The following is a 25,004-nucleotide window of genomic DNA, read 5'->3' on the forward strand; positions in this document are numbered from 1 at the left end:
TGAAAGGTGCTTTTATGTTGACACGCGATGGGTGTCGCCGCTTGCGCGTTTAAAAAGGTCTGGTAGAATCCGCGGCCTAATTACGTGCGGTATTCGACAATAGTGTCGAGTGGCGGCACGCTAGCCCGAGGAAGTCACCATGAAAGCCGATATCCATCCAGCGTACGAAACCATCGAAGTAACCTGCAGCTGCGGCAACAAGTTCGAAACTCGCTCGAACCTGTGCAAGCCACTGGGTACTGACGTATGCAACGAGTGCCACCCGTTCTACACCGGTAAGCAGAAAACTCTGGACACCGGCGGCCGTGTACAGCGCTTCGCAGATCGCTTTGGTGCTTTCGGCAAGAAGCCTGCTGCTACTCCAGCAGAGTAAGGCTCAAAAGCCTTATGGGCTTTTGCCAGCTGTTGAAAAAGGCGTCCCTTGCGGGCGCCTTTTTTGTGCCTGCGATTTGGGTGACGGCCGTGCAGGCCGAGGTATTTTGCCCAGCGCCGGCGGCCCTGGCCCGCGTGGAAGTGCAGCGGGTGGTGGATGGCGACACGGTGCGCCTCAAGGATGGCCGCAGTGTGCGGATGATCGGTATCAATGCCCCGGAAACCGGCAAGAAGGGGCGCGCCGACGAGCCTTTCGCGGTCGCCGCGCGCCAACGCTTGCAGGGGTTGGTGGATGCCAGCGGTGGTCGTGTCGGCCTGGTGCCGGGGCGTGAGCGCAAGGATCATTATGGCCGCACCCTGGCCCACCTCTATGGCGCCGACGGCGAGAACCTGGAGGCGCAGCTGTTGGCCGAGGGCCTGGGGTTCCAGGTTGGCGTGGCGCCGAATGTCGATCTCGTCGCCTGTCAGCAGGCGGCTGAAAACAGCGCCCGTAAAGCGCGCCTGGGCCTGTGGCGCCAATCGCCGGTACAGTCTGTGGCGCAGCTCAAGCGCTCCGGGTTTGCCGTGGTCAGTGGCCGGGTCAGCCAGGTAAAGCGCAATCGTGGCGGTATCTGGATTGAAATGCAGGGATCACTGGTATTACGCGTCTCGCCTGCTCTGGTCAGTCAATTCGATGCTGCCGGGCTCAATGGTCTGCAAGGCCGCACTGTTGAGGCGCGGGGCTGGGTACAGGATCGCTCGCGACGCGGCGGCCTGAAAAAAGGTCAGGCGCGCTGGCTTCTGCCGTTGACCGATCCGGGCATGCTTAAATCGACGCCTTGAGAAAAAATTGTAGACATTTTTTAAGTCGATTGTGAACAGTTGAGCCCTTGTATCCTGTGGCTCTTGGCCGAAAGTCTTAGTGCAGGGCCCTTGACACCTGTGACTGCCCAGTCTTGTAGGGACTTTACGACACGAGTATCCTCGGCGGTCCGTCGACCAACAGTAAAAGCGGAATGCCGATATGTCTGATTTGAAAACTGCCGCTCTCGAATATCATGCCCATCCTCGTCCAGGAAAGCTGAGTGTAGAGCTCACCAAAGCCACCGCCACCGCCCGCGACCTGTCGCTGGCCTACAGCCCTGGCGTGGCCGAGCCCGTACGTGAAATCGCCCGCGACCCCGAACTGGCGTACAAGTACACCGGCAAAGGCAACCTGGTTGCAGTGATTTCCGATGGCACCGCGATTCTCGGCCTGGGTAACCTCGGCCCACTGGCCTCCAAGCCAGTCATGGAAGGTAAGGGCGTGCTGTTCAAGCGCTTCGCCGGCATCGACGTTTTCGATATCGAAGTCGACTCCGAGAGCCCGCAGGCTTTCATCGACACGGTCAAGCGCATTTCCATCACCTTCGGTGGCATCAACCTGGAAGACATCAAGGCACCTGAGTGCTTCGAGATCGAAAAGGCCCTGATCGAGCAGTGCGACATTCCGGTATTCCACGATGACCAGCACGGCACCGCGATCGTCACCGCGGCCGGCATGATCAACGCCCTGGAAATCGCCGGCAAGACCCTGGCTGACGCCAAGATCGTGTGCCTGGGCGCCGGCGCTGCGGCCATCTCCTGCATGAAGCTGATCGTCAGCATGGGCGCCAAGCTGGAAAACATCTATATGGTCGACAGCAAGGGCGTAATCCAGTCCGAGCGTACCGACCTGAACCAGTACAAGGCGATGTTTGCCCACCCGTCCTCCAAGCGTACCCTGGCTGACGCCCTGAACGGTGCCGACGTGTTCGTCGGCCTGTCCGGCCCGAACCTGCTGAGCGCTGAAGGCCTGAAGTCCATGGCGGCCAACCCGATCGTGTTCGCCTGCTCCAACCCTGATCCGGAAATCGCCCCGGAACTGGCCCACGCCACCCGCGACGACGTGATCATGGCCACCGGTCGTTCGGATTACCCGAACCAGGTCAACAACGTACTGGGCTTCCCGTTCATCTTCCGTGGTGCCCTGGACGTTCGCGCCAAGCGCATCAACGAAGAGATGAAAGTGGCTGCCGCCAACGCCCTGCGTGAACTGGCCAAGCTGCCTGTGCCTCAGGACGTGTGCGATGCCTACGGTGGCGCCAAGCTGGAATTCGGTCGTGAGTACATCATCCCGAAACCAATGGATAAGCGCCTGATCACCCTGATCTCCGATGCCGTGGCCAAGGCCGCGATCGAGACCGGTGTGGCCACCCTGCCGTATCCAAAAAACTACCCGCTGCAAAGCGTGGATGATGTGTTCAACGGCTAAGCCGTTGTAGCGCACCAACCAAAAGCCCCGGCTCTCGCGAGTCGGGGCTTTTTGCTGGGGTGGCGATTAACTTGTGTCCTGTGGAGATCAAATGTGGGAGGGGGCTTAAGGTCCAGGTTAGAACAGATCGATCGGCGCCGCCTCATCGGCCGGCAGCGGGCTGCCCGGTACGACACCGTTGCCCAGCTCATTGACCGATGGCGGCGTGTCTTCGCTCTTGAACAGTTCGAAGTACGCATTCGGCGTGCTCGGCGAGGCCGCGCGGCCACTGACCGGGTCGATCCGCAGGCTGAGGATGCCTTCCGGCTCCGGTTGGGTGTGCAGCGGCTTGTCCTTCAAGGCCGCGCCCATGTAGCTCATCCAGATCGGCAGCGCGACGGTGCCGCCGAACTCGCGGCGGCCAAGGCTTTCCGGCTGGTCATAGCCGGTCCACACGGTGGTCACGTAGTCGGCGTTATAGCCAGAGAACCAGGCATCCTTGGATTCGTTGGTGGTACCGGTCTTGCCCGCGATGTCCGCGCGCCCCAAGGCCAGGGCGCGACGGCCGGTGCCTTTCTTGATTACGTCTTCCAGGATGCTGTTGAGGATATAGGTGGTACGGCCATCCACAATGCGCTCGGCCACGGCGGGTGCCTGTGGTTCGGTTGCAGCGGGGGTGGTAGTTGGCGCGGTTCCTGGGGTCGGCTCGATGGTGATACCGCCATTGCCTGGCGCCGCCAGGCCATCCGTTGCGGCGATGCCGTTGACCACATCACCCGGCACGCGTGGCGGGTTGGCGGTGAACAGGGTGTCGCCGTTGCGGCTTTCGATCTTGTCGATCAGGTACGGCGCGATCTTGTAGCCGCCGTTGGCAAAGGTGCTCCAGCCAGTGGCGATTTCCATCGGCGTGAGGGTCGCGGTACCCAAGGCCAGGGACAGGTTCGGCGGCAGGTCCGACTTGTTGAAGCCAAAGCGCGTGATGTAGTCGATGGTCTTGCCGACACCCATCGCCTGCAGCAGGCGGATCGACACCAGGTTGCGTGACTTGTACAGCGCCTCACGGATGCGGATAGGGCCGAGGAAGGTGTTGGTGTCGTTCTTCGGGCGCCAGACTTTGTCCAGGTACTCGTCGACGAACACGATGGGTGCATCGTTGACCAGGCTGGCGGCGGTGTAGCCGTTATCCAGGGCGGCGCTGTAGATGAACGGCTTGAAGCTCGAGCCTGGCTGGCGCTTGGCCTGGGTGGCCCGGTTGTAGTTGCTCTGCTCGAACGCGAAGCCACCCACCAGGGCGCGGATTGCACCGTTCTGCGGGTCCAGCGATACCAGTGCGCCCTGGGCCAGCGGCACCTGGCTGAATTTCAGGCTGTCGTCCTTCTGGCGTTGCACGCGGATCAGGTCACCCACTTGCGCGACATCCGACGGTTGCTTCGGCATCGGGCCCATGCTGTTGGTGTTCAGGAACGGGCGCGCCCATTTCATGCTGTCCCAGGCCACGTGGGCTTCGCCGGTGCGGGTCAGCACCTGCACGCCATCTTTCTTCACCTGGGTGACGATGGCCGGTTCCAGGCCGCTGATCGCACGCTGTTTGCCCAGCTCGGCCGTCCAGGCGCTCAGGGTCTTGCCTGGCAGGCGCGACTCAGGGCCTCGGTAGCCGTGGCGCTGGTCGTAGGTGATCAGGCCGGAATGCACGGAGTCATTGGCGATCTCCTGCAAGTCGCTCGGAACCGTCGTGGTCACGCGGAAGCCTTCGGTGTAGGCCTCGCTGCCGTAACGGCCGACCATCTCGGCACGCGCCATCTCGGCGATATACGGGGCATTCACTTCCGGCGTCGGCACGTGGTAGCTGGCGTTCAATGGCTCGGCCACCGCACTTTCATAGGCGGCCTGGTCGATCTTGCCCAACTTGTACATGCGCCCCAGGATCCAGTCGCGGCGCTCTTTGCTGCGCGCCGGGTTGGCCAGGGGGTTGAAGCGCGAAGGGGCCTTGGGCAGGCCGGCAATCATCGCCATCTGCGCCAGGCTGGCGTCACGAATCGACTTGCCGTAGTAGACCTGCGAGGCAGCCTCGATCCCGTAGGCACGGTTGCCCAGGTAGATCTTGTTGACGTACAGCTCCAGGATCTCGTCCTTGGTCAGCTGACGTTCGATCTGCAATGCCAGCAGGATTTCAGTGGCTTTGCGGGAAAAACTGCGCTCGCTGGTGAGGAAGAAGTTCTTCGCCACCTGCATGGTGATGGTGCTGCCGCCGGATTGAATGTGTCCGCTTTTTACCAGTTGCGTGGCCGCACGCACCAGGCTGCTGGGGTCGACGCCATAGTGGTTGGCAAAATTATCGTCTTCGGCCGACAGCAATGCGCTGATGAAATTAGGTGGAATGTCGGCAAAACGGATCGGTGTGCGGCGCATTTCGCCGAACTCCGCGATCAGCTTTTCATCGCTGCTGTAGACCCGCAAAGGAATCTGCAACTGGATACTTCTGAGGGCCTCTACGGAGGGTAAACCCGGACTAAGGTAGAGGTAGGCCCCGCTGAGTACGAGCAGCAGCCCGCAGACGATCGCGACAATGGAGTACCCGAAAAACTTCAGCAGACGGATCAAGGCTTTTGGATTTCCAGAGAAAAGAATGGGTTACGCGTCGGGGCATGCATGGCAAACGATGGATCGACCCGAGCTGCAGATAAAAAGCGGGGAAAAACGCTGGGCATTAAAGCATTTTTCGCCTTGGGGCGTCATTCGCGCCGGCTCAACAAGTCGACCGAATGCAGGGCTTCCGGCGGCAATCAGGCGTTAAGACAGGGAAAGCTTTGGGGAGTTTTATGGGAAAGGGATTTTTCAGGCGCAAAGTCGACACCGTCCTTGGCGTCGACATCAATGAGGCAGGGATCAAGCTGGTAGAACTGAGCTGTTCGGCCAACCGTTACACCGTGCAGGGCTACGCCATACAGGTGCTGCCGGCCCAGGCGGTGGTCGACGGCGTCTGGCTGGACCTGGAAGGCATAGGCCATGCGCTGTACATGGCGCTGTCCCGGCTGCGCACGTCGGCCCGGCAGGCGGCGGTCGCCGTTTCCGGTCCTTCGGTCATTACACGGGTCATTGAAATGCAGGCTGGGCTTGGCGACGACGAAATGGCCCTGAGGATCCAGGTGGAGGCAGAGCAATACATTCCCTACCCGCTGGACGAGGTGGCGCTGGACTTTCAGGTTCAGGGGCCGTCGACGCACGATCCCGCGCGGGTCGAGGTGTTGCTGGCCGCGTGTCTCAAGGAGCACGTCGAGGTCCGTGAAGCCGTGTTGGGCCTGGCGGGGCTGGTGCCCAGGGTGGTGGATGTCGAAGGGTTTGCATTGGCGCGCGCTTGCCGTCAGGATTTCGCCAGCTTTACACCGGGCCATCGAGTCGATGGTGCCCAGTGGATCGTGGATGCCCCTGGGATGGGAGTCGCTTGCGGGTTGGCCCTGAGGAGTTTCGCTGGATGACACGAATCAATCTTTTGCCTTGGCGCCAGGCGCTGGCGGAGCGCAGGCGTAAATATTTCCTGATACTGCTGGTGGCGTTTGCCTGTGTGGCGCTCGCGACGGTGTGGCTGGCGGACCAGGTGATCGACCAGGCAATCGACCGGCAGGTGACGCGAAACGATCATGTGCGCAAGGACGTCGGCGTCCTGGACTCGCGTATCCAGACCATTGATGACCTCCAGGTGCAAAGCCAGCAACTGGCGGAGCGCATGAAAGTCGTGCAGGACCTGCACGATAATCGCTCCGCCGGTGCACAGCTGCTGGATCAGTTGGCCCGTGCGGTGCCCGACGGTGTGCATTTGCATGAGGTCGTGGCGAAAGGCGATACGGTGAGTATCAGCGGCAGTGCTGAGTCCAGCCAGGATATTGCCCAACTGATGCGTCGCCTGGAGGCATCCGAAGGCGCCCACGCCACTCGCCTGCAGCATGTACGAACCGAAGGCACTCGCGGCAACAATGAATTCCAGTTGATGGTGCGCCAGGGAGAATCTTCCGAGGCCCAGCCATGAGCCGGTCCTGGCTCGAATTTTCCGCGCTGACTCACAATGCTGCCAAATGGCCCTTACCTGGCAGGATCTTGCTGGGCTGTGCGCTGGCCGGCGTGGTGATGCTGTTGGGCGACCTTGTGTACCTCAGCCCGTCGCGGGAGCGCTTGCGCGAGGTCGAGGTGCAGGAAGTGGGCTTGCAGCAGCAACTCGCGGAAAAGGCCGTCCTGGCTGCCGATCTTGAAGAGCGGGCTCGCAAGGTCCAGCTTATGCAGGAGAAGGTCAGCGGGCTTTTGCAGCAAATGCCCGAAGAGTCCGAAATGCCCGGCTTTCTTGAGGACATCGCCAGGATGGCGCTGGCCAACGGTTTGGTGATTGAGAGCGTCACTCCGCTGGATAAGCTGTCTCGGCCGTTCTATCACGAACAGCCCGTTCGCATCGGCGCCACCGGTACCTATCACGACCTGGCGACGTTTGTGAGTGCCCTGGGCGGCCTTTCGCGAATCGCCACGGCGCACGATATTGCCATGCGTCGGGATGGCAAGCTGCTGCACCTTGATCTGCTGGCCAAGACGTACTGGCATGAGCGGCAAGGCATCAAGCGGGACGCGGCTGTCATGCAAGGGCAACCCTTTGTATACGGCGCTTCTGGTATTCGTGACCCGTTCCAGCCCATTGCCCTGCAAGTCGACCGCGCGCCAGGGCGGACTGTCGCTGCCCCGGACCTCGCTCGCCCGCGTGAAGCCTTGGAAGGCCACCCAGTGGATCAGTTCGAGATGGTCGGCACGTTGTCCCGTGGGGCGCAGACCTTCGCCTTGCTGCGCCAGGCCTCAACCGTGCATCGCCTGGCAGTCGGCGACTATCTGGGGCCGGATCATGGTCGAGTCACAGCGATTCATGACGGCCATATCGAACTGATCGAGTTATTTCCCGATGAACAGGGGGCATGGCTGGAGCGCCCGCGAACCCTCGTGCTAAACGTCAACTCATAACGGAATCAAACAATGAAAAGGACTTTCTCGTCCTTCGGTGTGGCGCTATGGATAGCGTTCACGGCACCGATGGCTGCTGCTGTGCCCAATCGTGTGGACCTGATCCAGCTACCGCCTCCCGGCAGCGCGGTTTCGGGCGCCTATGGCGGGGAAAAATTGAACCTCAACTTCCAGGACATCGGGCTGCGCGCTGCCTTGCAGCAAATCGCCGACGTGGCGGGCCTCAATCTGGTGGTCGGCGATGACGTACAGGGCTCTATCACCCTGCGACTCAAAGACGTGCCCTGGGATCAGGCGCTGGACCTGGTGCTGCAAACCAAAGGCTTGGATAAGCGGATAAAGGCTGGTGTCTTGCTGGTGGCGCCGGCCGAGGAGTTGGCTGCACGGGAACTGCTGGCGCTTGAATCACGCAAGCAGATGGCCGACCTGGCGCCGCTGCGCCGTGAGCTACTGCAAGTCAACCACGCCAAGGCGGCAGACCTGGCCAAGCTGTTTCAGTCGGTGAGCGGCTTTGAAGGCACGACCGATGAGCGTGGTTCAGTGGCAGTGGATGACCGCACCAATAACATCATTGCCTACCAGACCGGCGAGCGCCTGGAAGAGTTGCGGCGGATCGTGGCGCAACTGGATGTGCCGGTGCGCCAGGTGATGATCGAAGCGCGGATTGTCGAGGCCAATGTCGACTACGACAAAAGCCTGGGCGCGCGCTGGGGTGGGCGGCTCACTCGCGGGAATTGGGCTGCCGGGGGTATCCAGAAGCCTTTGCCGGACGGTGCCCAGGCGCCGGAAAACGTGCCCGGCTCGCCATTTGTCGACCTGGGTTCACTCACGGGTACATCAGGCCTGGGCATTGCTTTCATCACCGATAACCTCCTGCTGGATCTGGAACTGACCGCCATGGAGAAAACCGGCAATGGCGAAATCGTCTCGCAGCCCAAGGTGGTCACTTCCGACAAGGAAACCGCGCGCATTCTAAAGGGCACCGAAATTCCCTATCAGGAATCCACCTCTCAAGGTGCTACCTCGGTGTCGTTCAAGGAGGCGTCCCTGTCGTTGGAGGTCACGCCGCAGATCACCCCCGATGACCATGTGATCATGGTGGTCAAGGTCACCAAGGATGAGCCCGACTATCTCAACAAACTCAACGACGTACCGCCGATCAAGAAAAACGAGGTGAATGCCAAGGTGCTGGTCAAGGATGGCGAAACCATCGTCATCGGCGGGGTTTTCTCCAATACCCAAAGCAAAGTGGTAGATAAAGTGCCATTTTTGGGCGATGTGCCGTATCTTGGCCGCCTTTTCCGGCGCGATGTGCTGGCGGAGAAAAAATCCGAGCTGCTGGTATTCCTGACTCCGCGTATTATGAATAACCAGGCGATTGCTGTGAGTCGTTGATTCTGTGCGAAATTTGATTCTTGTAGGACCGATGGGGGCTGGAAAAAGCACCATCGGCCGATTGCTGGCCAAAGAGCTGCGCCTGCCATTCAAAGATTCCGACAAGGAAATTGAATTGCGCACGGGTGCCAATATCCCATGGATCTTCGATAAGGAAGGCGAGCTGGGCTTTCGCGACCGCGAGCAGGCGATGATTGCCGAGCTGTGCGGCTGCGATGGCGTGGTATTGGCCACCGGCGGCGGCGCGGTGATGCGCGATGAAAATCGGCGGGCGTTGCATGCCGGTGGTCGGGTGGTCTATCTGCATGCGTCGGTCGAGCAGCAGGTGGGGCGTACCGCCCGTGATCGCAATCGTCCTTTGCTGCGCACGGCGAACCCGGAAAAAACCTTGCGCGACCTGCTCGCGCTGCGCGATCCGCTGTATCGGGAAATCGCCGATCTGGTGGTGGAAACCGATGAGCGGCCGCCTCGGATGGTGGTTCTCGACATTCTTGAGCGCCTGCAACGGCTGCCACCCCGTTAAAGCCAGGCCCGAAATGCGCTATTCTCGGCGGCGCGCTATCACCCTGCGGGGTGTGGCGTAGAGCCATCAGGCAACGTCAGATCTCGACGTTACCGGTCGTCAATACATCTTCAACGCGGGGACACATGCAGACACTTAAGGTCGATCTAGGCGAGCGCAGCTACCCGATCCATATTGGCGAAGGTCTGCTGGACCAGCCCGAATTGCTGGCTCCGCACATTGCCGGGCGGCAAGTGGCGATCATCTCCAATGAAACGGTCGCGCCGCTGTATCTTGAGCGTCTGAGCCGCAGCCTGGCGGCGTACTCAGTGATCTCCGTGATTCTGCCCGATGGCGAAGCCCACAAGAACTGGGAAACCCTGCAACTGATCTTTGATGGCCTGCTGACCGCACGCCATGACCGCCGAACCACCGTGATTGCCCTGGGCGGCGGTGTGATCGGCGACATGGCCGGCTTCGCAGCGGCCTGCTACCAGCGCGGCGTGGACTTTATCCAGGTGCCGACCACCCTGTTGTCCCAGGTCGACTCGTCGGTGGGCGGCAAGACCGGCATCAACCACCCCCTGGGCAAGAACATGGTCGGCGCGTTCTACCAGCCCCAGGCCGTGCTGATCGACACCGCAACCCTCAACACCTTGCCACCGCGGGAACTGTCGGCGGGCCTGGCGGAGGTCATCAAGTACGGGTTGATCTGCGACGAACCCTTCCTGGTCTGGCTGGAAGAACATGTGGATGCCCTGCGCGCACTCGACCAGGTGGCGCTTACCGAGGCGATTTCCCGCTCCTGCGCCGCCAAGGCGCTGGTGGTGAATGCCGACGAGCGGGAGTCCGGTGTGCGGGCCACCTTGAACCTGGGCCACACCTTCGGCCATGCGATCGAAACGCACATGGGCTATGGTGTGTGGTTGCATGGAGAGGCCGTAGCGGCTGGCACAGTGATGGCATTGGAGATGTCGCAACGTCTGGGCTGGATCAGCGCCCAGGAGCGGGATCGCGGTATCCGCCTGTTCCAGCGTGCCGGTTTGCCGGTTATCCCGCCGGAAGAGATGACCGAGGCGGACTTCCTCGAACATATGGCAATAGACAAGAAAGTGATCGACGGTCGCCTGCGACTGGTGCTGTTGCGCCATATGGGCGAAGCGGTAGTGACCGACGATTATCCGAAAGAGATTTTACAGGCCACGCTGGGAGCGGATTACCGCGCCCTGGCTCAGCTGAAAGGTTAATAAGATCCCGATGACTAGTTTGCATGCCGACGAGGCGTTCCTCGGCCATTACCAGTTAAGCCACGACCCTTTTGCTCCACGGGTGCCTGGTTTCAAATTTTTCCCGGCCCAGCGCAAGCCGGTGCTGGGGCAACTGCACCATCTCGCGCGCTACAGCCAGCTGCTGCTGGTCGTCACGGGCCCGTTGGGCAGCGGCAAGACCTTGCTGCGCCAGGCCCTGGTGGCCAGCACCAACAAACAGTCCGTACAGAGCGTGGTGGTGTCGGCCCGTGGTGCCGGTGATGCGGCGGGCGTGCTGCGTCAGGTAGCCCAGGCGCTGGATGTCGCCACTGCCGAGCCGAATGCGATCCTCAAGCAGGTGGTGCAACTGGGTCTGACCGGCCAGGAAGTCTACCTGCTGGTGGATGACGCCGAGCAGCTCGACGAATCCGCCCTGGAAGCGCTGCTGGCGCTGGCGGCGGGCACGCCGGAAGGTCGCCCCCATGTGTTCCTGTTCGGTGAATCGTCGTTGATCGCCGATCTGGAGCAGATCAGCGGTGATCAGGAGCTGTTCCACGTTATCGAACTGCAGCCGTACGAAGAGGACGAAACTCGGGAATACCTGGCTCAACGCCTCGAAGGCGCAGGGCAGGGCATCGAACTTTTCTCCGCTGCGCAGATCTCTGATATTCACGAAAGCTCCGACGGCTGGCCTGGCACCATCAACCAGGTCGCCCGCGATGCCATGATCGAAGCCATGATTGCCAGCCGCTCTGCGGTCAAGCGTCCAAAGATGGGGTTCACTATGCCTAAGAAGCACGTATTGGCAATTTCCGCCGTTGTCGTGGTTGCGGTTGCCGCCGCCTGGTTGATTCCGGGTCGCAGCAAGGCACCGACCACCGCCGGTGCGCCAACCGAACAGGCGCAGTTGCCACTGGGCAAGCCCACGCCGAATGTCGAGTTCGCCAATTCCGGTCAGCCGACCAACCTGCCGATGGTGGGCCAGCCGGTGATGCGTGGCCCGCTCGCCGAAGAAGCCGGTGGTATCTCCGAAGGCGACGACGGTGTGCCGGTGGAAGGCTCCAGCGCCACACCGCCGACCGTGACCACTACTGCGCCACCTGCGGGCGTTCCCGCAGGTACGCCAGCGACCCCTGTGGCGCCAGCCGCCAAGCCGACCCCGGCGCCGACCGTTGCCACTGCCAAGCCTGCGGCGCCAGTGGCGAAGCCGGCTCCGGCGCCAGCTGCCAAACCGGCCGAAAAGCCGGCAGCCACCGTCGCCAAGGCCGGCAGCAGCTGGTACAGCAGCCAGCCCACCGGCAACTTTGTCGTGCAGATCCTCGGCACCAGCTCCGAAGCCAACGCCCAGGCATTCGTGAAAGAGCAGGGCGGCGAATACCGTTATTTCAAGAAAGTGCTCAACGGCAAGCCTCTCTACGTGATCACCTACGGCAGCTTCCCAAGCCGTGCCGCAGCTGATTCCGCCATCAAAGCCTTGCCAGCGAAGGTTCAGGCTGGTAAACCTTGGCCTCGCACTGTCGCCAGCGTTCAACAAGAACTGGCAGCAACTCGCTGAAGATCCGGCGGCCTTACCCAGGCCGCCCTCCCGGCACCTCAAAAAAGATCGCAAGGCGTGCAGCCCCTCCAGGCCGCGCGCTTTGTGGTGTCTGCGTTACAGTAGCTTTTGAGTCGTAGCGGTCAGAATTAAAAAAGTTTTGACTAGCACAGCATATCGCTTTAAACCTTTCATAAATGCGACATAGATTTGCGACATTTCGTCGCTAAATTTGTGAGCGTTCGTGTCGGTGTGTACAATGACCTCCCTTTTGCCCCCGCTAAGCCGGCGTACGTTCGGCGTGGAAGGTAACCGGTTGAATTGAAAAGAAATTTGCCTCGGTATAAGAGGCAGCCTGGTGAGAAAGTGTCTATGAAAGCAGGTCTGTACCAACCCGATGAATTCAAGGATAACTGCGGTTTCGGCCTGATAGCCCATATGCAGGGCGAGCCCAGTCATACCCTTTTGCAAACGGCCATCGAGGCCCTGACCTGCATGACCCACCGCGGTGGGATCAACGCCGACGGCAAGACCGGTGACGGTTGCGGCTTGCTGATTCAAAAGCCCGACCAATTCCTGCGCGCGGTCGCCAAAGAGCATTTCGCGGTCGACCTGCCCAAGCAGTACGCCGTGGGCATGGTGTTTTTCAACCAGGACCCGGTCAAAGCCGAAGCCGCTCGCGAGAACATGAACCGCGAGATCCTCGCCGCCGGCCTGCAACTGGTCGGCTGGCGCAAAGTGCCGATCGACACCAGCGTGCTCGGCCGCCTGGCCCTGGAGCGCCTGCCGCAGATCGAACAAGTGTTCATCGCAGGCGACGGCCTGAGCGACCAGGACATGGCGATCAAGCTGTTCACGTCCCGTCGTCGCTCGTCCGTGGCCAACGCCGCCGATGCCGACCACTACATCTGCAGTTTTTCCCACAAGACCATCATTTATAAAGGCCTGATGATGCCGGCGGACTTGACCGCCTTCTATCCAGACCTGAGCGATGAGCGCCTGCAAACCGCCATTTGCGTGTTCCACCAGCGCTTCTCCACCAACACCCTGCCGAAATGGCCGCTGGCCCAGCCATTCCGCTTCCTCGCCCACAACGGCGAGATCAACACCATCACCGGCAACCGCAACTGGGCCGTGGCCCGCCGCACCAAGTTCGCCAACGATTTGATGGACCTGGAAGAACTCGGCCCGCTGGTCAACCGCGTGGGTTCCGACTCCTCCAGCATGGACAACATGCTCGAACTGATGGTCACCGGCGGCATCGACCTGTTCCGTGGCGTGCGCATGATCATTCCGCCTGCGTGGCAGAACGTCGAGACCATGGACCCGGACCTGCGTGCATTCTACGAGTACAACTCGATGCACATGGAGCCGTGGGACGGCCCGGCCGGCGTGGTCATGACCGATGGTCGCTACGCGGTGTGCCTGCTCGACCGTAACGGTCTGCGCCCGGCCCGCTGGGTCACGACCACCAACGGTTTCATCACCCTGGCCTCGGAAATCGGCGTGTGGGACTACAAGCCGGAAGACGTGATCGCTAAAGGCCGTGTAGGCCCTGGCCAGATCCTCGCCGTGGACACCGAAACCGGCCAGATCCTCGACACCGATGCCATCGACAACCGCTTGAAGTCCCGTCACCCGTACAAGCAATGGCTGCGCAAGAACGCCCTGCGCATCCAGGCGACCATGGAAGACAACGACCACGGCTCGGCGTTCTACGACATCGACCAGCTCAAGCAGTACATGAAGATGTACCAGGTCACGTTCGAAGAGCGCGACCAGGTGCTGCGCCCGCTCGGCGAGCAAGGCTACGAGGCGGTCGGCTCCATGGGCGATGACACGCCGATGGCCGTGCTGTCCCAGCGCGTGCGCACGCCGTACGACTATTTCCGCCAGCAGTTCGCCCAGGTGACCAACCCACCGATCGACCCGCTGCGCGAAGCCATCGTGATGTCCCTGGAAGTCTGCCTCGGTGCCGAGCGCAACATCTTCCAGGAGTCGCCTGAGCACGCCTCCCGTGTGATCCTCAGCTCGCCGGTCGTTTCCCCGGCCAAGTGGCGTTCGCTGATGACCCTGGAGCGCCCGGGTTTCGACCGCCAGATCATCGACCTTAACTACGACGAGAGCCTCGGCCTTGAAGCCGCTGTGCGTAACGTCGCCGACCAGGCCGAAGAAGCCGTGCGCGCCGGGCGTACCCAGATCGTGCTGACCGACCGTCATATCGCTCCGGGCAAGTTGCCGATCCACGCGTCCCTGGCCACCGGCGCGGTGCACCACCGCCTGACCGAAAAAGGCCTGCGCTGCGACTCCAACATCCTCGTGGAAACCGCCACCGCCCGCGACCCGCACCACTTTGCGGTGTTGATCGGCTTCGGCGCCTCGGCGGTGTACCCGTTCCTCGCTTATGAAGTGCTGGGTGACCTGATCCGTACCGGTGAAGTACTGGGCGACCTCTACGAGGTGTTCAAGAACTACCGCAAGGGCATCACCAAGGGCCTGCTGAAGATCCTGTCGAAGATGGGCATCTCCACCGTCACCTCCTACCGTGGCGCGCAGCTGTTCGAAGCCATCGGCCTGTCGGAAGAAGTTTGCGAGCTGAGCTTCCGTGGCGTGCCGAGCCGCATCAAGGGTGCGCGTTTCGTCGACATCGAAGCCGAACAGAAAGCCCTGGCCGCCGAAGCCTGGAGCGCGCGCAAGCCGATCCAGCAAGGTGGCCTGCTCAAGTTCGTGCACGGTGGCGAATACCACGCCTACAACCCGGATGTGGTGAGCACCCTGCAAGCCGCCGTGCAGCAGGGCGACTACGCCAAGTTCAAGGAATATACCGCGCTGGTGGATAACCGCCCGGTGTCGATGATCCGCGACCTGTTCAAGGTGAAGACCCTGGATACGCCGCTGGCTATCAGCGAAATCGAACCGCTGCAATCGATCCTCAAGCGCTTCGACTCTGCCGGTATTTCCCTCGGCGCCTTGTCGCCTGAGGCCCACGAAGCCCTGGCCGAAGCCATGAACCGCCTGGGCGCGCGTTCCAACTCCGGTGAAGGCGGTGAAGACCCGGCGCGCTACGGCACGATCAAGAGCTCGAAAATCAAGCAGGTTGCCACTGGCCGTTTCGGTGTGACCCCGGAATACCTGGTCAATGCCGAAGTGCTGCAGATCAAGGTGGCCCAGGGCGCCAAGCCCGGTGAGGGCGGCCAGCTGCCGGGCGGCAAGGTCAATGGCCTGATCGCCAAGCTGCGTTATGCGGTACCGGGCGTGACCCTGATCTCGCCACCGCCGCACCACGACATCTACTCGATTGAAGATTTGTCGCAGCTGATTTTTGACCTGAAACAAGTCAATCCGCAGGCCCTGGTCTCGGTGAAACTAGTCGCAGAAGCGGGCGTCGGTACCATCGCCGCCGGCGTGGCCAAGGCCTATGCCGACCTGATCACCATCTCCGGCTACGACGGCGGTACCGGCGCATCGCCGCTGACCTCGATCAAGTACGCCGGCGCACCGTGGGAACTGGGCCTGGCGGAAACCCACCAGACCCTGCGCGGCAACGATCTGCGCGGCAAAGTGCGGGTGCAGACCGACGGTGGCCTGAAAACCGGCCTCGACGTGATCAAGGCCGCCATCCTCGGCGCCGAGAGCTTCGGCTTCGGCACCGCGCCGATGATCGCCCTGGGCTGCAAATACCTGCGCATCTGCCACCTGAACAACTGCGCCACAGGCGTCGCCACTCAAAACGAAAAGCTGCGCAAGGATCACTACATCGGCACCGTCGACATGGTGGTGAACTTCTTCACCTACGTCGCCGAAGAAACCCGTGAGTGGCTGGCCAAGCTGGGCGTGCGTTCCCTGGAAGAACTGATCGGGCGCACCGATCTGCTGGACATCCTCGAAGGCCAGACCGCCAAGCAACAGCACCTGGACCTGACGCCGTTGTTGGGCAGCGATCACATCCCGGCAGACAAGCCACAATTCTGCCAGGTGGACCGCAACCCGCCGTTCGACAAGGGCCTGCTGGCCGAGAAAATGGTCGAAATGGCCGGCTCCTCGATCAACGACGCCATTGGTGGCGAATTCGCCATGGATATCTGCAACTGCGACCGTTCCATCGGCGCACGCATCTCCGGCGAAATCGCGCGCAAGCACGGCAACCAGGGCATGGCCAAGGCGCCCATCACGTTCCGCTTCAAGGGCACTGCGGGCCAGAGCTTCGGCGTGTGGAACGCCGGCGGCCTGCACATGTACCTGGAAGGCGACGCCAACGACTACGTAGGCAAGGGCATGACCGGCGGCAAACTGGTCATCGTTCCGCCCAAAGGCAGCGTCTACAAGACCCAGGACAGTGCCATCATCGGCAACACCTGCCTGTACGGCGCCACCGGTGGCAAGCTGTTCGCCGCGGGTACGGCCGGTGAGCGTTTCGCCGTGCGTAACTCCGGTGCCCACACCGTGGTGGAAGGCACGGGCGATCACTGCTGCGAGTACATGACCGGTGGCTTTGTCGCGGTACTGGGCAAGACCGGTTACAACTTCGGTTCGGGCATGACCGGCGGTTTCGCCTACGTGCTCGACCAGGACAACACCTTCGTCGACAAGGTCAACCACGAGTTGGTCGAGATCCAGCGGATCAGCGGCGAAGCCATGGAATCCTACCGGAACCACTTGCAGCACGTGCTGGACGAGTACGTCGAGGAGACCGGCAGCGAATGGGGTCGTAACCTCGCCGAAAACCTCGATGATTACCTGCGTCGTTTCTGGCTGGTCAAGCCCAAGGCTGCCAACCTGAAATCGTTGCTTTCCAGCATCCGTGCCAACCCGCAGTGATATGCGCCTGAAGAGTTTGATGAGGTTTTAACATGGCTGAACGTCTGAATAACGACTTCCAGTTCATCGATGTCGGGCGCAAAGATCCGAAGAAGAAACTGTTGCGTCAACGCAAGAAAGAGTTCGTGGAAATCTACGAGCCCTTCAAACCCCAGCACTCGGCCGATCAGGCCCACCGCTGCCTGGGTTGCGGTAACCCGTATTGCGAATGGAAGTGCCCGGTGCACAACTTCATTCCCAACTGGCTCAAGCTGGTGGCCGAGGGCAACATCCTCGCCGCCGCCGAGCTGTCCCACCAGACCAACACCCTGCCGGAAGTCTGCGGCCGGGTGTGCCCGCAGGACCGTCTGTGCGAGGGTGCCTGCACCCTGAACGACGGTTTCGGCGCGGTGACCATCGGTTCGGTGGAGAAGTACATCACCGATACCGCGTTCGCCATGGGCTGGCGTCCGGACATGTCCAAGGTCAAGCCGACCGGCAAGCGTGTCGCGATCATCGGTGCGGGCCCGGCGGGCCTGGGCTGTGCCGACGTGCTGGTGCGCGGCGGCGTGACCCCGGTGGTGTTCGACAAGAACCCGGAAATCGGCGGCCTGCTGACCTTCGGCATCCCCGAGTTCAAGCTGGAAAAGACCGTGTTGAGCAATCGCCGCGAAGTCTTCACCGGCATGGGCATCGAGTTCCGCCTGAACACCGAAATCGGCAAAGACGTGACCATGGAGCAGCTGCTCGCCGAATACGATGCCGTGTTCATGGGCATGGGCACCTACACCTACATGAAGGGCGGCTTTGCCGGTGAGGACCTGCCGGGCGTTTACGACGCGTTGGATTTTCTGATCGCCAACGTCAACCGCAACCTGGGCTTTGAAAAGTCGCCGGAAGATTTCGTCGACATGAAAGGCAAGAAGGTCGTGGTCCTCGGCGGCGGCGACACCGCGATGGACTGCAACCGTACCTCGATCCGCCAGGGCGCCAAGTCGGTGACCTGTGCGTATCGCCGTGACGAAGCCAACATGCCCGGCTCGCGCAAAGAGGTGAAGAACGCCAAGGAAGAAGGCGTGAAATTCCTCTACAACCGCCAGCCGATCGCCATCGTCGGTGAAGACCGCGTCGAAGGCGTGAAGGTGGTCGAGACCCGTCTCGGCGAACCGGACGCCCGTGGCCGTCGCAGCCCCGAGCCGATCCCGGGCTCCGAAGAGATCATCCCGGCCGACGCCGTGGTCATCGCTTTCGGTTTCCGCCCAAGCCCGGCGCCGTGGTTTGAGCAGTTCGAGATCCAGACCGACAGCCAGGGCCGTGTTGTCGCCCCGGAACAAGGCCAGTACAAGCACCAGACCAGCAATCCGAAAATCTTCGCCGGTGGCGATATGGTGCGCGGGTCTGACCTGGTGGTAACGGCGATCTTCGAAGGCCGCAATGCCGCCGAAGGGATCCTGGACTACCTGCAAGTCTGACCCTGATCCCAGGTTTAAATGCGATCAAAATGTGGGAGGGGGCTTGCTGTGGTGAGGGGGCTTGCCCCCCGTCGGGTTCACCGCAGATCAAAGGGGCTGCTTCGCAGCCCGGCGCGGGACAAGCCCGCTCACCACAGCAAGCCCTCTCCCACATTTGTTTTGTGCTGTGTTCAAGCTACCGCGACAAATTGACCCGATAGACAAAAGGCACCGCTCTTGCCGTGCCTTTTGCGTCGCGCTCTGAGAAAATGCCCGCACTTTTTTTGCGGATGCCGACATGACTGCCCTCAAGAACGACCGTTTCCTTCGTGCCCTGCTCAAGCAACCCGTGGACGTCACCCCCGTGTGGATGATGCGTCAGGCCGGTCGCTACCTGCCGGAATACCGCGCCAGCCGCGCCCACGCCGGTGACTTCATGAGCCTGTGCATGAACCCGGAGTTCGCCTGCGAAGTCACGCTGCAGCCACTGGATCGCTACCCACAGCTGGACGCGGCCATCCTCTTTTCCGACATCCTCACCATCCCTGACGCCATGGGCCAAGGCCTGTACTTCGAGACCGGCGAAGGCCCGCGTTTCAAGAAAGTCATCAGCACCCTGGCCGATATCGAAGCCCTGCCGATCCCCGACCCGCACAAAGACCTTGGCTACGTGATGGACGCCGTCAGCACCATCCGCCGCGAGCTGAACGGCCGCGTGCCGCTGATCGGCTTCTCCGGCAGCCCATGGACCCTGGCTACCTATATGGTCGAAGGCGGCTCGTCGAAAGACTTCCGCAAGACCAAGGCCATGCTCTACGACAACCCGCAAGCCATGCACCTGTTGCTGGACAAGCTGGCCCGGTCGGTCACCTCCTACCTCAACGGCCAGATCATGGCCGGTGCGCAAGCCGTGCAGATCTTCGATACCTGGGGCGGCAACCTGTCCGCGGCGGCGTACCAGGAATTCTCCCTGGCCTACATGCGCAAGATCGTCAGCGGCCTGATCCGTGAACACGAAGGCCGTAAAGTGCCGGTCATCCTGTTCACCAAGGGCGGTGGCCTGTGGCTTGAAAGCATCGCCGACGCTGGCGCGGATGCACTGGGTCTGGATTGGACCTGCGATATCGGCGAAGCCCGTCGTCGTGTCGGTGGCAAGGTCGCGCTGCAAGGCAACATGGACCCGACCGTGCTGTACGCCAAGCCGGAAGCGATCCGCACCGAAGTCGGCCGCATCCTGGCCAGCTACGGCACAGGCAGTGGCCACGTGTTCAACCTCGGCCATGGCATCACTCCGGAAGTGAACCCGGAGCATGCGGGTGCGTTCCTGCAGGCCGTGCACGAGCTGTCTGCGCAATACCACCCGTAATACTCCCGCCTGAATCGGATCCCCCTTTGCCTGGCGAAGGGGGATTCGCTGCGTTTCAGCGTTCGTTAAGTCCTGCCTTGGTAGTGTGGGTGCTTTGGGGTTCCCCTACAGCCTCCGGTAACTCGCCTCGGTAAAAATCCTACCCGGCTCTTCCTCTCGCCAGTGCATGGCGTTTATTGTCAGGTGATCTCAGGATGAACGCTTCAGCGTATTCAACGAGCCAGAAACTGCTGCATTGGGTTTCGGCTGTCATTATTGTGTGGGCGTTATTGTCGGGTTTTTTCGTGGCGGTATTCAGCGTGCCCGCCTCGGTCAAGGCGTGGGTGGCGTTCTTCAATGTGTCGCTGACCACTGTCTATATTCCGGTGTTTGTCTTGCGGGTCTATTGTTCCTTTGCCCACGGCCTGGACTTTTCCGTCAAGCGAACACTGCAGGAATACCTGGCGTTGCTGGTTCACAAGGCCATGTACCTGGTGCTCGCCGTGGTGTTGGCGACCGGCGTGCTGATGATGGATCGCCCGATCAATATCGTTAACCTGTTCTCCATCGCCCCCCTCGACCACGACCCGGCCCGCATCGCCCTGTATACCCGTGTGCATGTGCTCTCGTGTGTGGGGTTGCTGCTGATGCTGGTCCTGCATATCGGCGCCGTCGTCATGCATGAGCGCCGGGGCAAGCGGGTGATGGCGCGGATGTTGTTCAAGGCGCCGGTTGTTCAAGGGGCGGTCAGCGGCGGCAACTTCGCCAGTTTCAACGCCACCAGCAACGCACCCATCAACAGCGCCACGATAAACGCGCCGATGCCGTTCCATCCGCCGAAGTGCCAGAAGAATCCGCCCGCTGTCCCGGCGATGCTTGAGCCTACGTAATAGCAAAACAGATACAGCGACGACGCCTGCCCCTTGGCTTTCACCGCGCGGCGCCCGATCCAGCTGCTGGCCACCGAGTGGGCGCCAAAGAAGCCGAAGGTGAAGATCAGCATGCCCGGCACCACCAGCCACAGTGGGGTGAACAGGGTCAGGGCCATGCCGCCGAGCATCAGCACGATGGTGGCCCAGAGCACGCGGCGTCGGCCGAGGCGGTCGGCCAGGGAGCCGATTTTTGCCGAGCTGTAGATGCCCGAGAGGTACACCAGCGACAGCAGGCCCACCACGGCCTGGCTCAGGTCATACGGGGCGGCCAGCAGGCGATAGCCGATGTAGTTGAACATCGTCACGAACGCGCCCATCAGCAGGAAGGCTTCAAGGAACAGCCACGGCAGGCCGGCATCCTTGAAATGCATGACGAAGCCATCCACCAGGCTGCGCGGCTTGAGGCTGCTGGCGCGGAAGTTGCGCGATTCGGGGAGGATCTTCCAGAACACCGTGGCGGCAATCAGCGCCAGGGCGCCGATGATCAGCATTGCGGTGTGCCAGCTGACGAAGTCGATCAGTACACCGATGATCAGGCGTCCGCTCATGCCCCCGATGGCGTTGCCGCCGATGTACAGGCCCATGGCCAGGCCGATGTGCTGGGGGTGGATCTCTTCGCTCAGGTACGTCATCGCCACGGCTGCCAGGCCGCTCAAGGACAGGCCTACCAGCGCACGCATCAGCAAAATCCCTTCCCAGGACGGCATCAAGCCGCTGGCGATGGTCGCCAGCGCGGCGCAAAACAACGCGGCGACCATCACCGGCTTGCGGCCCAGGGTGTCGGAAATCGGCCCGGTAATCAGCAAACCCAGCGCCAGCATCGCCGTGGCCACGGAGAGGATCAGGCTGCTCTGCGCCGCATTGATCGAAAACTCGTGGGACAGCGCCGGCATCATCGGCTGTACGCAATACAGCAGGGCGAACGTGGCGAAGCCGCCGGAGAACAGCGCCAGCACCGTGCGCATGAACATCGGCGTGCCTTTTTCGATGTATGCGTCATTGAGCTGCGCCACCACCTCATCCAGGGCGGTGGGCGGGACTTCTTGGGCGAATGGAGCGACAGCAGATTTCACGGAGACCTCGGGGAGGAAAAGCCTGCCAGGACTGGCAATGCAAAAAAGAATATAGCTGGCTAATGATTCTTTCCAATATATTGTTCGACCTGTTTGATAGCTTTTACGACCTAATGAGGCTGGCATGGAATTACGTCACCTGCGGTACTTCATTGCCGTTGCCGAAGAACTGCACTTCGGCCGCGCCGCGCAGGTGCTGGGCATCTCGCAACCGCCGTTGAGCCAGCAGATCCAGGCGCTGGAGCAGGAGGTGGGCGCGCGCTTGTTTGAGCGTACCAATCGTCGGGTCGAGCTGAGCGAGGCCGGACGCTTGTTCCTGCACGAGGCGCGGCTGGTACTGGCCCAGGTCGACAAGGCGGCGGATGTGGCCCGCCGCGCGCAGCTGGGGGAGCTGGGCGAGCTGAAGATCGGCTTCACCTCGTCGGCGCCGTTCAACGCCAGCATCCCCCAGGCGATCTTTGCGTTTCGCCAGGCCTTCCCCGCCGTGCACCTGAATCTGCAGGAAATGAGCAGCACGGAAGTGGCCGAGTCATTAGTGGATGACTCGATTCAGGTTGGGCTGATGCGCCCGTTGCCGCTGCCGGACTCGTTGAGTGTGATCGAGCTGATGCGTGAACCGCTGGTCGCTGTCCTGAATGCCGACCACCCATTGGTGCAAGGCACTGAGCGCGGGTTGCCCCTGGCGCAACTGGCGCAAGAGCCATTCGTATTTTTCCCGCGCACTTACGGCAGTGGTCTTTATGCGCAGTTGCTCAGTCTGTGTCGTGACGCCGGGTTCAGCCCGCACTTCGCCCAGGAAGCGGGGGAGGCGATGACCATCATCGGTTTGGTGGCGGCGGGCTTGGGCGTGTCGGTGCTGCCGGCGTCATACCAACGGATACGGATCGATGGCGTGGTGTATCGCACCTTGCTGGATCAGGAGGCGGTGACGGCGGTATGGCTGGTGCAGCGCAAAGGCGTGCAGACGCCGATGGCGAAGGCGTTTGTGGAGTTGTTGACGCGTAAAGCTGTGATCTAGGCATGCATTGAAATACGGCGTTTGGTGAGTCAGATCCCTGATTTGAAGTGGGCTCCAAAATCGTTTTTTCAGATGGGCTGTTCGTAGTTTTCGTATGGGAAAGCTGGAACCCTTCTTGTGCGAATAGCCACTGATCCTGCCGAAGGTTTCGTATTGAAATACCCGATGTGGGGGAGGTTCATATGATCGCAGGTTCTCGAGGCGCTGGACCCACCGCCGCAAGTTTTGAACGCGCTGAGCTTGACTGGTTGCTGTGGCGACTTGGAATACAGGGTGGGGGTCCAGTAACCCGTTCAGGTCAAAGTGGTGGTGGTGGTGGTGGTGGTGGTGGTGGTGGGAGCCGGCAGCGCGTTGGCGCCACCGCGCATCGTGAGGGGCAAAGCCCTATAGGCTATGGGCAGCAGGGACACACGGGAGCAGGCATTCGCCCGTACGAGGCAGTTCAACGCCAAGAAACCGGCCCATGCCGAAGTGGCGTTGGGGGGCAGCATCGTCAGTCGCAAAATACACCAGGCCAAGAGCAACGGAACAATGTTCGGGGAAATCCGGGTGCAGGCACCCGTCCAAACGAGGCCAACACACGCCAGGGAACTGGTCCTGGCCAGAATGGCATTGGGGCGCAGCGGCATTGTCAGGGGCCAACTACGGCAGGCCCGAATCAGCGAAGCAACCCCCTGGGGAATACCGGTGCAGGCATTCGCCCGAACGAGGCAGATGCTGGTCAGGGAAACAAACCTCAGGCCGTCACGATTAACTATAACGTTAATATAAATATTGGTCAGTTAAGCATAAACACCAATAATGGCAGCAATAGTATGAACGGCAGTAATTTTGGCAACTATGGAAACAATGGTAACAGTGGCAGCAATAGCCGCTATGAAAATCAAGGTGACAACGGTAATAACGGCAATCGCCTGGCTGCCCTGCTGCCAGGCAGCGATAGCGGTCGTCGTATAGGGGTTTGACAAGTCTGTTTCACTTATACGTTATTTTGGAGGTATGACGAGACGCCCTGGATTGAAGGGTCCGTCTGTCACTGTGCGCGTTGTGTTTGTGCAGTGTCGACAGTTTTATTGTTTTCTCATTGCAATTAAGGGTTCGGCCAGCTTGCTGTATCCTAATAAACTTCAATTCTGAGTGTGAGGTGTTAGATGAGTTCGACAGGTCAGGTAGGTCAGGCGGCATACGCGGGATACGGTAACTCTTCGGGGGCGGGTAACTACGGTAATTATGGGAACAATGACAACACCGGGGTGAAGTCTGTTTATGAGAACCACGGCAATAATGGCAATAATAATAATCGTGGGGTGATTGGCGGGAGTGGTAACTACGGCAATTATGGGAATAATGCCAATAGTGGTAATATGAGTAACTATGAAAACCGAGGTAATAACGGTAATAATGGTAACAGTAATGCTGTCGGTGATTACGGTAATTATGGCAACTATGGCAATAATGGAAACACCGGCGGAAATAGCCGCTATGTCAATAGCGGGAACAACGGGAACAACGGGAACAACGGGAACAACGGAAATAACGGCAACAGTATTCAAATCAGCCAGGAAGGCGGCGGAAGCATTAGTTATTGAGGAACGTGCCGTTATCAATGAACCCTGCCGTGGTCGGCAGGGTTTTGCTGCTAATTACCCCGCTCTGCGTGCTACGTAACTCATGGCGTCGCCGGTTCTGTCACGTTCATGCCACTGGCGCGCAATGCGGCCATGATGTCGCGGTCCAGCATGCTCACCCAACGGTTGTAGTTGCGATGGATCTTGCCGTCCTTGTAGCCCAGCTCGCGGCTGTCGCGGTAGGTGATGGCGTAGCTATTGCGGGTGTAGCGGATGTCGATGGCCGCGTAGTACTGGTTGCGCACGGTGATCTCGGCCTGCACCAGCTGCGGGCTCAGGCGTTGCACCGTCCATTCGCGTTTTTGCAGGGCGTTGACGATCACCGTTTTCATTTTCTCTTCACTGACCTGGGCGTTGGCCGGCAGGTCGTGCTGGGTGTTGAGGATCGGTTTACTGGTACAGCCGGCGGTGGTCAGCAGGGCCAGGGTGATCAGCGTAGCGCGTAGCAAGGAAGACATTCCGTATTC

General features: G+C 60.9%; 19 protein-coding genes and 2 pseudogenes. 16 read left to right on the forward strand and 5 right to left on the reverse strand.

Annotated features, from left to right (window positions below):
- Positions 1-139 precede the first annotated feature (139 nt).
- The 3 genes from rpmE to BB029_RS22180 all read left to right on the forward strand — a co-directional run bounded on the left by rpmE (position 140) and on the right by BB029_RS22180 (position 2,644).
- Positions 140-373: a 50S ribosomal protein L31 gene (rpmE, locus tag BB029_RS22170; protein ID WP_005784030.1), complete on the forward strand. Its 234-nt coding sequence runs from the start codon at positions 140-142 to the stop codon at positions 371-373.
- 14 nt (positions 374-387) lie between these two features.
- The gene (locus tag BB029_RS22175; protein WP_065940786.1) at positions 388-1,194 is read left to right on the forward strand and encodes a thermonuclease family protein; all 807 of its coding nucleotides are present in this window, start codon (positions 388-390) and stop codon (positions 1,192-1,194) included.
- Positions 1,195-1,375: 181 nt separating this feature from the next.
- A complete protein-coding gene (locus BB029_RS22180) occupies positions 1,376-2,644 on the forward strand; it encodes a malic enzyme-like NAD(P)-binding protein (protein ID WP_027605010.1) in 1,269 nt (422 codons plus the stop codon).
- A 117-nt stretch (positions 2,645-2,761) separates the two neighbouring features.
- Here the strand turns inward: BB029_RS22180 and BB029_RS22185 are convergent, their stop codons facing one another.
- On the reverse strand, positions 2,762-5,221 hold the full coding sequence (locus tag BB029_RS22185; RefSeq protein ID WP_371914631.1) for a penicillin-binding protein 1A: 2,460 nt from the start codon (positions 5,219-5,221) through the stop codon (positions 2,762-2,764).
- 221 nt (positions 5,222-5,442) lie between these two features.
- Here BB029_RS22185 and pilM point away from each other — a divergent pair, with 221 nt between their 5' ends.
- The 11 genes and pseudogenes from pilM to BB029_RS32495 form a co-directional block, all read left to right on the forward strand.
- Positions 5,443-6,099 (forward strand): type IV pilus biogenesis protein PilM, encoded by a 657-nt coding sequence (pilM, locus tag BB029_RS22190; protein WP_065940983.1) that lies wholly within the window; start codon positions 5,443-5,445, stop codon positions 6,097-6,099.
- On the forward strand, positions 6,096-6,647 hold the full coding sequence (locus BB029_RS22195) for a PilN domain-containing protein (RefSeq protein WP_065940788.1): 552 nt from the start codon (positions 6,096-6,098) through the stop codon (positions 6,645-6,647). The genes pilM and BB029_RS22195 overlap by 4 nt, the downstream gene beginning before the upstream one ends.
- A complete protein-coding gene (locus BB029_RS22200; RefSeq protein ID WP_065940789.1) occupies positions 6,644-7,615 on the forward strand; it encodes a pilus assembly protein PilP in 972 nt (323 codons plus the stop codon). Before BB029_RS22195 ends, BB029_RS22200 begins: the two co-directional genes overlap by 4 nt.
- A gap of 138 nt (positions 7,616-7,753) precedes the next feature.
- A pseudogene (locus BB029_RS22205) lies at positions 7,754-9,010 on the forward strand (type IV pilus secretin PilQ); the annotation flags it as partial.
- A 4-nt stretch (positions 9,011-9,014) separates the two neighbouring features.
- Positions 9,015-9,533, forward strand: coding sequence for a shikimate kinase AroK (aroK, locus tag BB029_RS22210; RefSeq protein WP_003171222.1), 519 nt, complete (start codon positions 9,015-9,017; stop codon positions 9,531-9,533).
- A 125-nt stretch (positions 9,534-9,658) separates the two neighbouring features.
- The gene (gene aroB / locus BB029_RS22215; RefSeq protein ID WP_065940791.1) at positions 9,659-10,759 is read left to right on the forward strand and encodes a 3-dehydroquinate synthase; all 1,101 of its coding nucleotides are present in this window, start codon (positions 9,659-9,661) and stop codon (positions 10,757-10,759) included.
- Between the two features lie 10 nt (positions 10,760-10,769).
- The gene (locus tag BB029_RS22220) at positions 10,770-12,314 is read left to right on the forward strand and encodes an SPOR domain-containing protein (protein WP_027605003.1); all 1,545 of its coding nucleotides are present in this window, start codon (positions 10,770-10,772) and stop codon (positions 12,312-12,314) included.
- Between the two features lie 351 nt (positions 12,315-12,665).
- Entirely contained in the window at positions 12,666-17,111 is a 4,446-nt protein-coding gene (gene gltB, locus BB029_RS22230; protein WP_065940792.1) for a glutamate synthase large subunit, read from the forward strand.
- A 32-nt stretch (positions 17,112-17,143) separates the two neighbouring features.
- The gene (locus BB029_RS22235) at positions 17,144-18,562 is read left to right on the forward strand and encodes an FAD-dependent oxidoreductase (protein WP_027605000.1); all 1,419 of its coding nucleotides are present in this window, start codon (positions 17,144-17,146) and stop codon (positions 18,560-18,562) included.
- Between the two features lie 277 nt (positions 18,563-18,839).
- On the forward strand, positions 18,840-19,907 hold the full coding sequence (gene hemE / locus BB029_RS22240) for a uroporphyrinogen decarboxylase (protein WP_065940793.1): 1,068 nt from the start codon (positions 18,840-18,842) through the stop codon (positions 19,905-19,907).
- A gap of 194 nt (positions 19,908-20,101) precedes the next feature.
- Positions 20,102-20,596, forward strand: a pseudogene (locus tag BB029_RS32495) (cytochrome b/b6 domain-containing protein); the annotation flags it as partial.
- A 26-nt stretch (positions 20,597-20,622) separates the two neighbouring features.
- Here BB029_RS32495 and BB029_RS22245 read toward each other — a convergent pair.
- Positions 20,623-21,843 (reverse strand): MFS transporter, encoded by a 1,221-nt coding sequence (locus BB029_RS22245; RefSeq protein ID WP_371914632.1) that lies wholly within the window; start codon positions 21,841-21,843, stop codon positions 20,623-20,625.
- A gap of 172 nt (positions 21,844-22,015) precedes the next feature.
- Here BB029_RS22245 and BB029_RS22250 point away from each other — a divergent pair, with 172 nt between their 5' ends.
- On the forward strand, positions 22,016-22,909 hold the full coding sequence (locus BB029_RS22250; RefSeq protein ID WP_065940795.1) for a LysR family transcriptional regulator: 894 nt from the start codon (positions 22,016-22,018) through the stop codon (positions 22,907-22,909).
- Positions 22,910-23,202: 293 nt separating this feature from the next.
- Here the strand turns inward: BB029_RS22250 and BB029_RS33000 are convergent, their stop codons facing one another.
- Both BB029_RS33000 and BB029_RS33005 read right to left on the reverse strand, forming a co-directional pair.
- The gene (locus BB029_RS33000) at positions 23,203-23,400 is read right to left on the reverse strand and encodes a hypothetical protein (protein WP_141696572.1); all 198 of its coding nucleotides are present in this window, start codon (positions 23,398-23,400) and stop codon (positions 23,203-23,205) included.
- Between the two features lie 291 nt (positions 23,401-23,691).
- On the reverse strand, positions 23,692-23,877 hold the full coding sequence (locus BB029_RS33005; RefSeq protein ID WP_141696573.1) for a hypothetical protein: 186 nt from the start codon (positions 23,875-23,877) through the stop codon (positions 23,692-23,694).
- 183 nt (positions 23,878-24,060) lie between these two features.
- Between BB029_RS33005 and BB029_RS33010 the strand changes: the two genes are divergently transcribed.
- Complete coding sequence (locus BB029_RS33010; RefSeq protein ID WP_141696574.1) at positions 24,061-24,498, forward strand: hypothetical protein; 438 nt, start codon at positions 24,061-24,063, stop codon at positions 24,496-24,498.
- An 80-nt stretch (positions 24,499-24,578) separates the two neighbouring features.
- On the opposite strand, the gene BB029_RS22260 is transcribed toward BB029_RS33010, so the two are convergent.
- Positions 24,579-24,995, reverse strand: a complete 417-nt coding sequence (locus BB029_RS22260) for a hypothetical protein (RefSeq protein ID WP_065940797.1) — start codon at positions 24,993-24,995, stop codon at positions 24,579-24,581.
- Positions 24,996-25,004 lie beyond the last annotated feature (9 nt).

Origin of the sequence: Pseudomonas sp. S3E12 (genome assembly GCF_001702295.1) — a bacterium.
In the GTDB taxonomy this organism is placed as follows: Bacteria; Pseudomonadota; Gammaproteobacteria; order Pseudomonadales; family Pseudomonadaceae; genus Aquipseudomonas; species Aquipseudomonas marginalis.